Annotated in this window: 19 protein-coding genes; 12 read left to right on the forward strand and 7 right to left on the reverse strand. The window is 60.8% G+C overall.

Translation table 11 applies throughout. The features are described from left to right. The first annotated feature begins 300 nt into the window (after positions 1-300). Positions 301-588, forward strand: coding sequence for a helix-turn-helix domain-containing protein (locus ABWP50_RS11310; RefSeq protein ID WP_353218090.1), 288 nt, complete (start codon positions 301-303; stop codon positions 586-588). 689 nt (positions 589-1277) lie between these two features. On the opposite strand, the gene ABWP50_RS11315 is transcribed toward ABWP50_RS11310, so the two are convergent. Further along, positions 1278-1505 (reverse strand): helix-turn-helix domain-containing protein, encoded by a 228-nt coding sequence (locus tag ABWP50_RS11315; RefSeq protein ID WP_353218091.1) that lies wholly within the window; start codon positions 1503-1505, stop codon positions 1278-1280. 121 nt (positions 1506-1626) lie between these two features. Between ABWP50_RS11315 and ABWP50_RS11320 the strand changes: the two genes are divergently transcribed. From ABWP50_RS11320 to ABWP50_RS11330, 3 genes are all read left to right on the forward strand, one after another. Continuing rightward, complete coding sequence (locus ABWP50_RS11320; RefSeq protein ID WP_353218092.1) at positions 1627-1839, forward strand: hypothetical protein; 213 nt, start codon at positions 1627-1629, stop codon at positions 1837-1839. Positions 1840-2172: 333 nt separating this feature from the next. Further along, a complete protein-coding gene (locus ABWP50_RS11325; protein WP_353218093.1) occupies positions 2173-2484 on the forward strand; it encodes a GIY-YIG nuclease family protein in 312 nt (103 codons plus the stop codon). Between the two features lie 140 nt (positions 2485-2624). Further along, positions 2625-3179, forward strand: coding sequence for a hypothetical protein (locus ABWP50_RS11330; RefSeq protein WP_353218094.1), 555 nt, complete (start codon positions 2625-2627; stop codon positions 3177-3179). 90 nt (positions 3180-3269) lie between these two features. Here ABWP50_RS11330 and ABWP50_RS11335 read toward each other — a convergent pair whose 3' ends face one another. The 3 genes from ABWP50_RS11335 to ABWP50_RS11345 are packed head-to-tail and all read right to left on the reverse strand — an operon-like array spanning position 3270 to position 5205. Beyond that, positions 3270-3641 carry a hypothetical protein gene (locus tag ABWP50_RS11335; RefSeq protein ID WP_353218095.1) on the reverse strand — a complete coding sequence of 124 codons (372 nt, stop codon included), beginning with the start codon at positions 3639-3641 and terminating at the stop codon, positions 3270-3272. 58 nt (positions 3642-3699) lie between these two features. Beyond that, a complete protein-coding gene (locus ABWP50_RS11340; protein WP_353218096.1) occupies positions 3700-4497 on the reverse strand; it encodes a DUF1295 domain-containing protein in 798 nt (265 codons plus the stop codon). A gap of 3 nt (positions 4498-4500) precedes the next feature. Further along, the gene (locus tag ABWP50_RS11345) at positions 4501-5205 is read right to left on the reverse strand and encodes a lysophospholipid acyltransferase family protein (RefSeq protein ID WP_353218097.1); all 705 of its coding nucleotides are present in this window, start codon (positions 5203-5205) and stop codon (positions 4501-4503) included. Positions 5206-5245: 40 nt separating this feature from the next. On the opposite strand from ABWP50_RS11345, the gene ABWP50_RS11350 reads away from it, so the two are divergent. Next, entirely contained in the window at positions 5246-5689 is a 444-nt protein-coding gene (locus ABWP50_RS11350; protein ID WP_353218098.1) for a DUF2177 family protein, read from the forward strand. Here the strand turns inward: ABWP50_RS11350 and ABWP50_RS11355 are convergent, their stop codons facing one another. Further along, entirely contained in the window at positions 5690-6154 is a 465-nt protein-coding gene (locus ABWP50_RS11355; RefSeq protein ID WP_353218099.1) for an SAM-dependent methyltransferase, read from the reverse strand. It lies immediately after the preceding gene. After that, on the reverse strand, positions 6151-7041 hold the full coding sequence (gene serB / locus ABWP50_RS11360) for a phosphoserine phosphatase SerB (RefSeq protein ID WP_353218100.1): 891 nt from the start codon (positions 7039-7041) through the stop codon (positions 6151-6153). Before serB ends, ABWP50_RS11355 begins: the two co-directional genes overlap by 4 nt. Between serB and miaA the strand changes: the two genes are divergently transcribed. The 7 genes from miaA to ilvC all read left to right on the forward strand — a co-directional run bounded on the left by miaA (position 7040) and on the right by ilvC (position 13414). Next, a complete protein-coding gene (gene miaA, locus ABWP50_RS11365; protein WP_353218101.1) occupies positions 7040-7903 on the forward strand; it encodes a tRNA (adenosine(37)-N6)-dimethylallyltransferase MiaA in 864 nt (287 codons plus the stop codon). The genes serB and miaA overlap by 2 nt on opposite strands. Before the next feature lie 269 nt (positions 7904-8172). Beyond that, positions 8173-8439: a hypothetical protein gene (locus ABWP50_RS11370; RefSeq protein ID WP_353218102.1), complete on the forward strand. Its 267-nt coding sequence runs from the start codon at positions 8173-8175 to the stop codon at positions 8437-8439. Between the two features lie 308 nt (positions 8440-8747). Further along, positions 8748-8819, forward strand: coding sequence for a hypothetical protein (locus ABWP50_RS11375; RefSeq protein ID WP_353218108.1), 72 nt, complete (start codon positions 8748-8750; stop codon positions 8817-8819). A gap of 181 nt (positions 8820-9000) precedes the next feature. Beyond that, on the forward strand, positions 9001-9939 hold the full coding sequence (locus ABWP50_RS11380) for a PEPxxWA-CTERM sorting domain-containing protein (RefSeq protein ID WP_353218103.1): 939 nt from the start codon (positions 9001-9003) through the stop codon (positions 9937-9939). A gap of 111 nt (positions 9940-10050) precedes the next feature. Then, positions 10051-11811: an acetolactate synthase 3 large subunit gene (locus ABWP50_RS11385; protein ID WP_353218104.1), complete on the forward strand. Its 1761-nt coding sequence runs from the start codon at positions 10051-10053 to the stop codon at positions 11809-11811. Then, entirely contained in the window at positions 11811-12320 is a 510-nt protein-coding gene (gene ilvN / locus ABWP50_RS11390; RefSeq protein ID WP_353218105.1) for an acetolactate synthase small subunit, read from the forward strand. The genes ABWP50_RS11385 and ilvN overlap by 1 nt, the downstream gene beginning before the upstream one ends. Positions 12321-12394: 74 nt before the next feature. Further along, complete coding sequence (gene ilvC, locus ABWP50_RS11395) at positions 12395-13414, forward strand: ketol-acid reductoisomerase (RefSeq protein WP_353218106.1); 1020 nt, start codon at positions 12395-12397, stop codon at positions 13412-13414. 193 nt (positions 13415-13607) lie between these two features. Here ilvC and ABWP50_RS11400 read toward each other — a convergent pair. Then, a partial coding sequence (locus ABWP50_RS11400) for a DUF2721 domain-containing protein (protein ID WP_353218107.1) occupies positions 13608-13996 on the reverse strand: 389 nt, incomplete at its 5' end.

Raw genomic sequence — 13996 nt, forward strand, 5'->3', positions numbered from 1 at the left:
GGGAAGCAGAAAAGCAGGGCCTCCGGCGGCAAGGGTCGCGGACCCTTGACCCATGTGTTTTCGGGCAGCCCTTTCCTTCTCCCCTCCCTTTCAAGAGAGGGGCCGGGGGTGGGTGCGCGCCACCAGCACCATCACCAAAATACAAGGCAATGCCGTAATTTCGATTTTCCCCTATCCGGCAATGCCGTAGGGAATCGCAGATGCGCACCATCAACGAAGCCGCGGCCTCGTCGCCCTGACCAAGCGACTGGCCGACAATTTTTGAAGACGACCCATCACGCAATTGAGGCTCGAAAACCTATGACCAAAACCGCCTTCGACAAGATTGCCGCCGGCCTTAAAGACGCCATCGCCTACGCCGCCGGCGATGCCAGCCGTGGCCGCATCGCATTGCCGCTGGACGTCAAGGCCGTCCGCTTGGCTGCAAACAAGACCCAGACCCAATTCGCCAGCGCCTACCACATCCCCGTCGCCACCCTGCGCGATTGGGAACAAGGCCGCCGCCAACCCGACGCCCCAGCCCGCGCCCTGCTGACCGTGATCGCCGCTGATCCGCTTGCGGTGGAAAAGATGCTGGCCAGCGGTTAAGGCGGATCAGACGACGCCGCAAAACAGCCGCAACATTCGCCCGGCGCCGCGCCAACCGGCACCGGCTGAATCAATGAATGTCAGGCGACGTCTCGGACGTGACAGGGAAATTAAGTATAGCGTCCTTGGAACGCGTAGTGTCCCCGCAACTCGAGAACAAATCGTTCATGGAAACGCCTCATCAGCGCGGACATTGAATCTGACCGAGACCAGCTTGGGAATCCCTTTAATGGGCCCTGATCCTAGATTGCTGTCGGCGAAGTAAGTAATAAACCGCACTCTCTTTACAATTTTTTTGCAGATTGAACCATGAAATCATGTTCATCCCACGATTTACGTATCCATACTGTACTCGAGACTGCGATATTGTCATCATCAGAAAAAAACGTGCAAAAACCCTCTATCCAATTATGATGCTTTATAATTTTCATCTGAAAAACGCCGACTCCTTGAGGATATTTTGGATTCGTAATATCTGGCAAATAACTCCCGTATATAAAATCATTTATCAATTGACCGCTCATTTGAAACGTCGATGTTCCTACATAGCCGTTCGGATGTTCGCTGGACTCTGGTAGAAAAAATCCAGACAAGTTGTGGTCTACTTGAAAAATAGTTAATAATTCTATAGATACATATTTTATATGTCCTGGCTCTTTTTCAATATAAATGGCCGTCTAATCTCCCGATTAATCGACTAAATCTACTACTTTACTAAAAAATATACTTGAATTTGTCTGAAAAAATTTAGATATTACTTCCAGTTTTTTCGGATTTACGATTCCCTTTTCTGCTCTTTTGATAGTTTCTTCAGAGATTCGTGCTGGCAAAAGTGCATGGGACAACCCAGCACGGGACAGGCCTCGCGCATTACGATGTGCGCCTAGAAGTTCCCCGTTCACATTGATATTGGGCATGCCTGCAACATCCCGCTTTTTGATCGGATTTTGACCTGTTTTGAACCCTATTTTGCTCCAACGAAAGGCCTATTCTTAATTTGACCGCGCCATTGCGGTTGTTGAAGTGAGGAGAAGTACGATGCAATACAAGGCAAGCGAAAAAGAACTAAACGATGCCTATGCAGCCGGCGTCCGTGACCGTGAAAAGGGTGAATATAATCCCCGAGAGGGTGATAAATTCGTCGATGGGATCTTTCTGATTCCAGATTTGCTTGCGAATAGTCCAAGTACAACGGCTTTTGCAGCGGCTACAAGATCGGCCTATAATAAAGGTCACTCGTCAGGATCGTAATTCCGAGTTTCAGAAAATAAACTGCGTGGTCGTCAGTCCTAGAGGCGGCCACGTATTTAATTGAGAAGTAGTATGATCAATTGTTCTATATATGTACAATAATCTATTCCGTATTTAAACTTGGGGAATAGTGGTTTACAATAATGATCACCAGAGCTGGCGCGCGCCAAGAAGAAAAGCCTTGCCCATGTCGAGCACGGAGTTCCGGGGTTAGGAATGCGGGGCTGCACCGATGGGTTTTCAGGCGTCCTCCACAACCAAAGAGCCACGTCGCCCCGGACTTGATCCGGGGCCCCGCTTTTCTTTTCCGCGCCAATCCGCGAAACTGCCGTCATGGCAAAGGGCGGCTGGATGTACATCATGGCGGACCGCTATCGCGGCGGCATGTATATCGGCGTGACCGCCGATCTGGTGCGCCGCGTGCAGCAGCACCGCGAAGGCAAGGGATCAGAGCATATTGCCGAATATGACCTGACGCGCATTGTGTATGCGGAGCGGTATGAAGAAATCCTGGCGGCCATCGCGCGCGAGAAGACGGTGAAGCGATGGCGGCGGGAATGGAAATTTGCGTTGATCGAGGCGGACAATCCGGATTGGCGTGATCTGTGGGATGATTGGTTTCCGCAAGATCGCTTGCCGAAATAGCGGGGCCCCGGATCAAGTCCGGGGCGACTGGGTTCTTTTTGTCAGGGGGCCGTCCAAAAAACAAATGGGTCAAGGGTCCTCGACCCTTGCCGCCGGAGGCCCTGCTTTCCCTGTTCCCTGTCTGTCCTACAGCCCCGCCAATGGGTTATACCGAATCCATGAGCAGCAACACGCCCCCCGCCCCCAAAACCTTTTTGCGTCCGCAGCACAATGGCTGGTCGCCGGAACGGCAGCAGCGGTTTCTTGATCATCTTGCGCTCCACGGCAATGTTTCGGCGGCGGCGCGGGCGGCCGAGATGACGAAGCAGTCGGCTTATTGGTTGCGGGCGCAGGCGCACAGCCAGGATTTCGCGCAGCGCTGGGATGCGGCGCTGGCCGATACTGGGCGCTGGATCGAGGACATGGCGCTGGATCGGTTGCGCGATGGTGAGGAGGAGGTGTTCGAGCGCGAGGGCGTGGTGGTGGCGGTGCGGCGGCGGCCGGCGGATGTGCGGCTGTTGCTGTTTCATCTCAAGCGGCTGGAGCGGGAAAAACAGAAAGCGCAACCAAATCAACGCCCAACCCCACCCGACTCGGAAAGTGTGGCAAATCTGCGGGCGGAGTTGCGGGCGCTTGCCGCGATGCCGCATGATCCGGAAGACGACATAGTGGCGCCGGACTGGCCGCTGGCGCCGTTCGCAGCGCTTGGTGGATGAAATCGCAGACGTCGGTGATTGGCTCTGTTCCAGGCAAGAAAGCCTGACCCTGTCCCGGATCAAGTCCGTGACGTGCCCGCTTGCTTCAAATCACGCCGCGCGTGACACCGCCGCGCCGGTGCCGGTGTGGATCACTTGCTCGACGCCGCCGACGATGCGGAACACGGTGCCTTGCGGGGCGCGGGGGGCGACGGGGACGCCGTGCCAGTCTTCGCCGCCGACCAATATCCCGCGCAGCACGCCGGCGGTGATGCCCTGGCTGATCACCAGCGCTGGGCGCGCCGGGTTTAGTTCGGCCAGCCAATCGGTGAGACGTGCCGCGATATCGGGGTACCATTCGCCGTTTGGCGGTGTAGTTTGCTGCAGGGTGGCCCGTTCAGCGGGCGGGATGTTGTGGGTGGTTGAGCCAGGCTCCAGGGGACTTGGTTTTAAGCTGCTCGATCGGCCGTTGCGCATCGGCATCAGGTGCAGTGGCTTTGGACGTGAGGCCACCAAGCAGGAGGCTGGCGCCGGCGTTGCATCACGCTTTCGGCGGCCATGGGAAAAAGCCTGATGTGCGCCGGATATAAGCCTCATAGCCCGGCCGGTGTTTTTTCAGGCTGTGTTCCAGCAGCGGGGCGCCGGACCAGCGGGTGAGGGTGAAGGACAGGAATATCGGGCCGATGATGGTCCAGATCGGCGCGCCGGCGGCGATCCCGACGATGAATATGCCCCACCAGGTGACGAAATCCCCGAAATAATTGGGGTGCCTTGTATAACGCCACAGGCCGGTGTCCAGCACCTTGCCGCGCATCGCCGGGTTTTTGCGAAACGCTTCCAGCTGCGCGTCCCCGACGGTTTCAAAGATGATGCCGACAAGCGCGATGATCACGCCGGCCCAGCCCCACAGCGGCAGCGGCGTGCCGGTATCGACCAGGATGCCGGCCTGCGCGGGAAGCGACACGCCCCACAATAACGGCCCTTGCAGGCCGAACACCTGGAGCAGCGCGGTGCGTTCAAAGCTCCAGCCGCGGCTGGCCTGGGTGCGGGCGATGATTTTGTCATAGCGCGGATCGCGGCCCAGCCGGCGCCAGCGCAGGATCAAATGCGTGCCCAGCCGCACGCCCCACGCGGCCACCAGGGCCAGCAGCAGCCCACCCGCCGGACCCGCAGGGACACCGCCCGCCAGCAGAGTGGCCACCAAAACAGCATAAACCATGCCATAAGCCCAGATCGCATCGATGAACGACACGTCGCGGATCTGAACCGAAACCCACCAGCAGGCCAGCATAAGCGCCATAACGGCGCCCAGCGTTATGGCAAGATTGGTCAACAGCATCGTTCAGGCCGCCCGGCGATAAGGCTTGTCGCTGGCGGCGAGGATCGATTGCATCGCCTTGGCCGGGTGGCGCGGGGTGGTGTTGCGGTAATAATCCTCGATCAGCATCATGTCGGCGGCATAATCGCCGGTGGGCATGAAGGCTTGCGCCAAGCCACCCATTTTCTTGGCATAATCCATCATGCCGACAATCAGCGGCACGCCGGCGCCCATGGCAATATGATAAAAGCCGGTGCGCCATTGCGCGACGCTACGCCGAGTGCCTTCGGGCGCAATCGTGAGCAGAAATTCGTCGCGGCGGGCAAATTCGTCAATCATTGCCTGCACATAATTGCCGCCGGCTTCACGGTTGATTTGCACGCCGCCCATGTCACGCATGAAGCGGCCCAGCGGCCAGCGGAACAATTCACGTTTGGCCATGAAGCTGGGCGCAATGCCGAGATCGCGGGTGAGGCCGACGAAATAGAGGAAATCCCAGTTGGAAGTGTGCGGCGCGGCGATGATGATCGCCTTCTTCGGGATGGGGCCGTGGCTAACGGCTTGCCAGCCCTGCGCCCGGTATAAGCGCAGCAGCGCCCATTCCATCACCTGCGACAAGCGCATTTTGTCCGTGCCGCTCATGCCTTCCCCCTGCCCATAGCCCATCGCACCTGTTTGTAGCCCGAGCACCAGCGGCGTAGTTTCGCGGAAGTGGGGCCATAATGTCAAACATGGTGCGCAATCTGCAGTGATCGATTATGCACATGGCATGATCAAGATCTTCATCGCCTATTTTGCCACGCTGATCGCGTTTGCGGCCATCGACTCTGTGTGGCTGATCAACATGGCGCCGCGCCTGTACAAGCCGGAGATTGGCCCGGTGATGATGGAAAATGGGTTTCGCCTGCTGCCTGCGGTGATTTTTTACGTCATTTATATCGCTGGCATCCTGTATTTTGCGGTGTTGCCCGGCTTGGCTGAGGGCGTGACCGCCGGCCAGGCTACGGCCGTGGCCCGCGCAGCCCTGCAGGGCGCTGTGCTGGGGTTCCTGTGTTACGCCACCTATGATTTCACCAACTATGCCACGCTGAAAGTGTGGAGCCTGAAGGTGACGGTGCTTGATCTGATCTGGGGCACGGTTCTGACTGGCGGCACCGCCGCTGCGGGCACGTGGATCACCAGCTGGGTGATGCAGCGGTTTTTTCCAAGTTGATCACCAATAGTCGGCCATGATGGCGACGGCCCAGTCAGGCTCACGCACCGTGCCGCGCGGGCTGAAGCCGCTCATCACTGGCTTGATGTCCAGCACCGGGGTGCCATCGATGGCATCCAGTCCTTCCACGGTCAGCGTCAGGCCTTCAACTGCGATGATCCGGCATACACCGATGCCGAGCCGGTTGGGCCGGTTCTTGCCGCGCTGCGCAAATATGCCAACGCGCGGCCAGTGGCTGTGGCCGCGCGGATGGCGTGCGCCCGTGGTGATATCGGCGTCGTCCACGCGGTCGAACAGAAAAATCACCTCGGCATGGCTGAACTGATCAAGCCCGAGCAGCGCATCCGGTGTGAAACGGCCAGCATCAAGCAAGATGCAGGCCCGGCTGGCGCCCCAATCATCGTCAATGGCTTCGCTGCGGCCACCGCTCACGTGGCCGATGGGGTGGAGGACGATACTGCTCATGCTGCCCAATCGGCGCGGCGATAGCCTTGCGCACGCAGCAGGACGGTAAGATCACCGAGGCGCACATGCGCCTGCGCAGCGGCAGCGGCTTTGGGCTTGGCACGATAGGCGATGCCCAGCCCGCCGCCGGCCATGGCCGCCGTGATCATCGGAATGTCGTTAGCACCGTCGCCCACCGCCAGCGTGGCCGTCAGCGGCGTGCCGTCAGCTTCGAGCAGCGCGCGCTTGGCGGCGGCATCGATGATCGGATCGGCGACTGTGCCGGCCAGTGCGTCCCTAGCGATATCCAGCCGGTTGGCAACCACCCGCGCAAAGCCGATCTGGCGCGCCACCGGCACGGCAAAATGCATGAAGCCGCCCGACACCAGCAGGGACCTCGCGCCGTTCGCCACCATGGTTTGCACCAGCGTGCGGGCGCCCGGCATCAGCCGCACGCGCTCCGCAAGGCACTGATCGAGCACAGTGACAGCCAGGCCCTTCAGCAGTGCGACGCGGGCGTGCAGCGCGCCAGCAAAATCCAGTTCGCCGCGCATGGCGGCCTCGGTCACCGCGGCCACCTGCGCCTTAACGCCGGCATAATCGGCCAGCTCATCGATACATTCGCACTGGATCATGGTGGAATCCATATCGGCGACCAGCAGCAGCTTGCGGCGCGGCCCGGCGGCTGATTGCACCACCACATCCACGGCCGGCAGGGCCGCTTCCAGCGCGGCGCGGACAGCTGCAGCGTTGCCGCGTGCAACGATATCGTGGGCATCGCCGGCTTCGAGCCAGCTTTGGGCCAGGATTGCCGCGCCGGTGCCGGCCAAGGCATCACTTGCCGCCGACACGTCGCCGGGCGACAAGCAGCCTTCGGCCACCAGAGTGACAATGATCGCATCCGACATGATAATTGATCCTTCGCGGATCACCGTCCTGACAGGGCCGACAGCGGGCGGCAAGTCCGCGCTGGCCATGGCTATTGCCGCGCGGGTGGGCGGCGTGATCATCAACGCCGATGCCAGCCAGCTTTATGATTGTTTGCGGGTGGTGACGGCGCGGCCAACCGCCGCCGATCAAGCGGCCGTGCCGCACCGGCTTTACGGGGTGCTGGCCGGGGATGATGCCTGTTCCGCGGCGCGCTGGGCGGAGATGGCCAAGGCGCAGATCGCAGCGGCGCGGGCGGCTGGGCAGCAGCCGATCATCGTGGGCGGCACCGGGCTGTATCTGGCGGCGCTGGTGCATGGGCTGGCGCCGGTGCCGGCGATCGATCCTGATGTGCGCGCCGCCGTCCGCGCCATGGTGACGCCCGATGCTCGCACCGTCCTTGAGCACGAAGACCCGGCCAGCGCGGCGCGGCTGATGCCGGCAGATCGCCAGCGCATTCTGCGTGCACTGGAGGTTGTGCGCAGCAGCGGAAAGCCACTGGGGCATTGGCAGCAACAACGCGAAGGCGGGTTAGGCCAAGCGGCTGTGCAAGGGATTGTGGTCGATCGGCCGCGCGCGGCTTTGCATGCCCGCGCGCAGGCACGGCTGCAGGCGATGATGGCCGGAGGGGCGCTGGCGGAGGTTGCGGCGCTGCTGGCGCTGGGGCTGCCGGGCGATGCGCCGGTCATGAAGGCGCTGGCGGTGCCGCAGTTGGCTGCGCATCTGGCCGGCACGCTCAGCCTTCACGGAGCGGTGGCCCAAGCGTTAATTGCGACTCGGCAGTATCAAAAACGCCAATCGACCTGGGCGCGCGGGCAATTATTGGGCTGGGAGCGGATTTGAGCATGCAGCCGCAGCAGGGCCTGCCAGCGATTCGCGTAGTTTTCGCGTGCATAGCGAATTGCGGCACCATTTTTTTGCGGGCGATGCAACCAATCAGGCCGCCACTTCGTTATCATCTGCTAACGACATTGCAGCCAACCCCGGATCGGACGATCAGACAAAACGCTTTGCCGCAATGGGCAATTGTTTCCATTATGGTTTTGTTTTTGTAACGCGACTGTCACCGAACTCTGGTTTAGCTGCACTGCACAACGTGATGGAGCAGGGCAATGCGCATCGAATTTCTAGTGGCTGCGGCGGCGATCATGATGCCGATTCCGGCCAGTGCGGCGGTGATGCTGGCTGGCGACAAGGCGTCTGGCACCTCGTGTCATCTGGACCTGCCGGGCTGCGGCCGCAGCGTTGCCGCTTCGGCCGCCACGAAGGACGAAGGTACCGGCGTCCCCGATCCTATCATTCCGGCTTTGATCGGCGTGGTGGTTCTGGGCCTTGCGTTTGGTCGCCGCCGGCCCAGCCTGGACCAGGTTTCTTCCTGATCTGGCTGCCTGGACATTGCAGCCGGCGGGCCGGCCGCTTGAGCGAGACATTTGCATCGCGTCATTGAAATGGTTCTGTTGCAGTGCCGCCTTGCCTGCGCTGGCCGAGACCCGCCGTTTCAATCTGGTCAAGAATGGCAGCTTCGAACTTGAAAACACAAATTGCACGAGCGCGTTTACGCATTGGCCCAAGACCAACAATCTACCAAGCGAGCCGGTGTCTGTCGTTCGTTGCAACCGACGCTGCTACCGTGACCATCTCGGCAAGACTCGTTCTGAGCGTTACGGAACCGTCGAGCTCAGCGATGATGCTGGCTGGTTTCGGCGTCGTCGGCTCCGGCATGCGCCGCCGCAGCGCAGCAATTATCATCGTCGCCTGAACAAGCTGACCGTGATGGGCCTTGGCCCATCACCGCTTCCATCAATCCCCTGCCAGCTGCGGCGGGGGCTTTATGTGTAGCCTACGCTGCCGGTTGCAGCACCGCCCTGGCTGGCGCACCGCGCCGGCCTGTGCAAAAATGGTGTACAGCAGGAAACCATAGGGGAAAATCTGTGCGCACGATGATGTTGGCCGTAATCGTGGCAGCCGGCTTGTCGGCCATGCCGGCTGGCGCGACCACGCTGTACACGTTCGGGGATTCGCTGGTGGATGCCGGCAACGTGTTCGTTGGCACGGGCGGTGTTATTCCAGCGGCCGCGCAGGGCTATTTTCAGGGCCGGTTTACCAATGGCCTGAATTATGTCGATTATCTCGACCAACGCTTTGCCGGTGCCAACACGGCGCCATCGCTGGCTGGCGGCCGCAACTACGCATTCGGCGGCGCGCGCGCCATCGGATCGGCGTTTGGCGGTTTTCAGGTCCCGGGCCTGCCGCAGCAATTGGCGCTGTATTTTGCGGGCACCGGCGGGCTGGCTGATCCCAATGGTCTGTATGTGATCAATTTTGGCGGCAATGATCTGTTTGCGCTCGCATCGGGCGACACGGGCGGTCTGACGCCGCCGCAGGTGATCAGCCTGCTGATCGGAAACACCGTGAGCGCTGTGCAAAGCCTGAGCGCGTCGGGCGCCGGCAAGATTTTGGTGACCGGCATTCCGGGCGGCGGCGCCGGCGGGGCCGCGATCGATGGCGCGCTGCAATCTGCGTTGACGGCAATCGAACCGACGTTGTCAGCAAAGCTGTATCGTTTTTCATACAATGCGTTTTTCACGCGCTTTGCTGCCAATCCAACCGCTTATGGATTTGGCGGGGGCGTGGATTACGCCACGTCGTGCACTGCGGCGCGGCCCGTAGTGAACGGCAACATCAATTGCAGCGGTTTTTTCAGCTTCGATGGCACGCATTTCACCGCGCAAGTGCAGCGCGGCATCGCACGCGATGTCATCCAGGTGCTCGGTATCCCTGAACCGGCCAGCTGGGCGATGCTGATTGCCGGTTTTGGCCTTGTTGGCGCTGCCATGCGGCGCACGCGGCAGCCACGGGCGGCCGCACAATCGCTTTAATGCCATAACGCTTCCATTATTGTTGTTTTATTGCGCGCATATCCGTTGACAGCGCAATTTAATGCCCTTATGCCGCAGCTCAAGTGATTGGCTGCGGCGAAGGTGTTTATTGTGAGTGCGGAACTGTCAGGCGCGCAAATCGTGGTGCAGGCCCTCCACGATCTCGGCGTGGAGGTGGTGTTTGGCTATCCGGGCGGCGCGGTGCTGCCCATCTATGATGCGCTGTTTCAGCAAAATCTCATTCGCCACATCCTGGTGCGCCACGAACAGGCCGCCGTGCATGCCGCCGAAGGCTATGCGCGCAGCAGCGGCAAGGTCGGCGTGGTGCTGGTCACCTCCGGCCCTGGTGCCACCAATGCGGTGACCGGCATTACCGATGCGCTGATGGATTCGGTGCCGCTGGTGGTGATCACCGGCCAGGTGCCGACGCACCTGATCGGCACGGATGCCTTTCAGGAATGTGACACGGTGGGCATCACCCGCCATTGTTCCAAGCATAATTACCTGGTGAAGGACACCGCAAGGCTGGGCCCGGTGCTTCATGAGGCGTTTTACATCGCGCGCAGCGGCCGCCCCGGGCCGGTGGTGATCGACATTCCCAAGGACGTGCAGATTTTCAAGGCGCGTTACGCCAAGCCCGGCACGATCAGCCACAAGACCTACAAGCCGCAGGTGAAGGGCGACCTGGCCGCCATCGAGGCCGCCGTGGACATGCTGGCGGCGGCCGAACGCCCGATCCTGTACACTGGCGGCGGCATCATCAATTCCGGGCCGATCGCCAGCCAACTGCTGCGCGAACTCGCCAAGGCGACCGGCGCGCCGGTAACGAGCACGTTGATGGGCCTGGGCACGCTGCCGGACGATCACCCGCAGTTTCTGGGCATGCTGGGCATGCATGGAAGCTTTGAGGCCAATATGGCGATGAACCGCTGTGATCTGATGCTGTGCTTGGGCGCGCGTTTCGATGATCGCGTCACTGGCCGGCTGGACGCGTTCAGCCCGAACAGCCGCAAGATCCATGTCGATATCGATCGCTCGAGCTTCAACAAGACGGTGCGGGTGGATCTGACCATCCAGGGCGATGTCGGCAGCGTGCTGGAAGACATGCTCAAGGTGTGGCGCGCGCGGGGACATCGTCCCGCCGATCTGGCGCCTTGGTGGGCGCAGATTGCTGATTGGCGCCGCCGCGATTCCTTCGGCTTTGATGCCAGCGGCGCCGATGCCAATGGCGCGTTGCTGCCGCAAAAGGCCATCCAGCGCCTGTATGAGATGACCAAGGCCAGAAAGCCGATCATCTCCACCGAAGTGGGCCAGCACCAGATGTGGGCGGCGCAGCATTTCGGCTTTCATGAACCGAACAAGTGGCTGACCAGCGGCGGGCTGGGCACCATGGGCTATGGCCTGCCGGCCGCCATCGGTGCGCAACTGGCGTTTCCGGGCGCGCTGGTGATCGATATCGCCGGCGAAGCCAGCATCCAGATGAACATCCAGGAACTGGGCACAGCGAAGCAATATGGCCTGCCGGTGAAGATCTTCATTATCAATAATGAATATATGGGCATGGTGCGCCAGTGGCAGGAGCTGAACCACGGCGGGCGGTATAGTGAGTCCTATTCGGACAGCCTGCCGGATTTTGTCATGCTGGCACAGGCCTATGGCTGGAAAGGCGTGGTAATTTCCGGGCCGGACGATCTGGATGCCGGCATCCAGGCCATGCTCGATCACCCCGGCCCGGTGGTGGTGGATTGCCGGGTGTCGAAACTCGCCAATTGCTTCCCGATGATCCCGTCGGGCGGGGCGCACACGGATATGATCCTGAGCGCGGCGGACGAAGTTGGGCCGACGGATGATGATGCGAAGGCGCTGGTCTGATGAAGCATCTCCCGTCTGAACGGCACACGCTGTCGATCCTAGTCGATAACGAAGCTGGCGTGCTCGCCCGCATCGTCGGGCTGTTTTCGGCACGTGGCTATAACATCGAGAGCCTGACGGTGGCCGATGTGTCCGACGACAGTGCCGTCAGCCGGATCACGCTGGTTACCAACGGCCCGCCGCCGGTGATCGATCAGATCATTGCTCAGCTTGATCGGCTGGTGCCGGTGCACCGTGTGGTCGATCTGACAGATTTTGGCCCGCATGTCGAACGCGAGATGGCGTTGGTGAAAGTGGCCGGCAGCGGCGAAAAGCGTGTGGAAGCGCTTCGGCTGGCCGATATTTTCCGGGCGCGCCCCGTGGACACCAGCACCAAAAGCTTTGTGTTCGAAGTGTCGGGATCGACCGAAAAGGTCAACCAGTTCATTGCCTTGATGCGCGAGGTCGGGCTGGTTGAGGTCGCGCGCACCGGGGTGGTTGCCATCGCGCGAGGCGCAGAGGCAGTTTAACAGATCGCAAGATAACCCTAAAATCACCCTGGGCGTAACCTGGGGCGACGAATTGCAAAGAAAGAGCCCAATCAATGCGCGTTTACTATGATGCCGATGCCGATGTCGGCCTGATCAAATCCAAGAAGGTCGCCATTGTAGGCTATGGCAGCCAAGGCCATGCCCATGCCCAGAATCTGCGCGACAGCGGCGTGGCGGATATTGCCATTGCACTGCGTGCTGGCTCGGCGACCGCTGCCAAGGTTGCAGCGGCAGGCTTCAAGGTGATGAGCAATGCCGATGCTGCGGCGTGGGCCGATGTCGTCATGGTGCTGGCCCCCGATGAGCATCAGGCCGGCATTTATGCCGATGATCTGGCCGCCAATCTCAAGCCCGGCGCTGCGCTGGCCTTTGCACACGGCCTGAATGTGCATTTTCAGTTGATCGAGCCGCGCGCCGATATCGATGTGTTCATGATCGCGCCCAAGGGCCCCGGCCACACGGTGCGCAGCGAATATGCCCGCGGCGGCGGCGTGCCGTGCCTGATCGCCATCCATCAGGACGCCAGCGGCAATGCCCATGATGTGGCACTGTCTTATGCGTCGGCGATCGGCGGCGGCCGGTCGGGCGTGATTGAAACCACCTTCAAGGAAGAGTGCGAGACCGATTTGTTCGGTGAACAGGCTGTGCTGTGCGGCGGCCTCACCCATCTGATTCAGGCGGGTTTTGAAACGCTGGTCGAGGCTGGCTATGCGCCGGAAATGGCCTATTTCGAATGCCTGCACGAAGTGAAGCTGATCGTTGATTTGATGTATGAAGGCGGTATCGCCAACATGCGCTATTCGATCAGCAACACCGCCGAATATGGCGATATCACCACCGGGCCGCGCATTATCACCGCCGAAACCAAGGCGGAGATGAAGCGCGTGCTGGCTGATATCCAGGGCGGACGCTTTGTGAAGAACTTCATCCTCGATAACCGCGCCGGCCAGCCGGAGCTGAAGGCCAGCCGCATCGCGGCCAAGGCCCACCAGATTGAGGAAGTTGGCGAAAAGCTGCGCGCGATGATGCCGTGGATTGCCAAGAACCAGCTGGTGAATAAGGCACGCAACTAATCGCAGCCGGGCGAGCGCGCGCCCCGCGCGCCGACTCCGGCAAGATCGGCCAGCGAGCGAAAAAGGCGGCCCCATCGGCCGCCTTTTTTGTCTCGTCTGACGGCGTGGCTCCGCCACGCTCTTTCTTTCTTGCTTCATATCCAAGCGGACTCGGCAGATCTGCTGCCGGCCGCTCTCCGCTCCTCTGCCGCCCTCACTCCCGGTGCTGCAGCAAACTCGCTGCCCGCACCCGCACCGAGCGTAGCGCCAATTGCACTTCCCATAAAAACAGCATCAGCCCGCCGGTCAGCAGCAGCGTGGCCGCCACGAACATCCACGCGATCAATATCTGCAAGCGCCCGCCGAGCAATTGTTCCAAAAACAGCAGCGCCACCACGACGCACACCAATAGCGCCGACAGCGTGCACAGCGCGATCGCCCAATTGGCAGCGGTCATGCGCTTGGCCAGCACCGCCAGATCGTCGATGGCAATGCGGCGGCGCCCGGCTGGATATTGCGCAAATTCGCTTTCCAGCAGGCGGGAACGATCAACCACGCGCGCCAGCCGATTGGCCATCACATTGAGCATGCCGCCAATCGCCG

The sequence above is a fragment of the Sandarakinorhabdus sp. genome, assembly GCF_040398645.1.
Lineage (GTDB): Bacteria > Pseudomonadota > Alphaproteobacteria > Sphingomonadales > Sphingomonadaceae > Sandarakinorhabdus.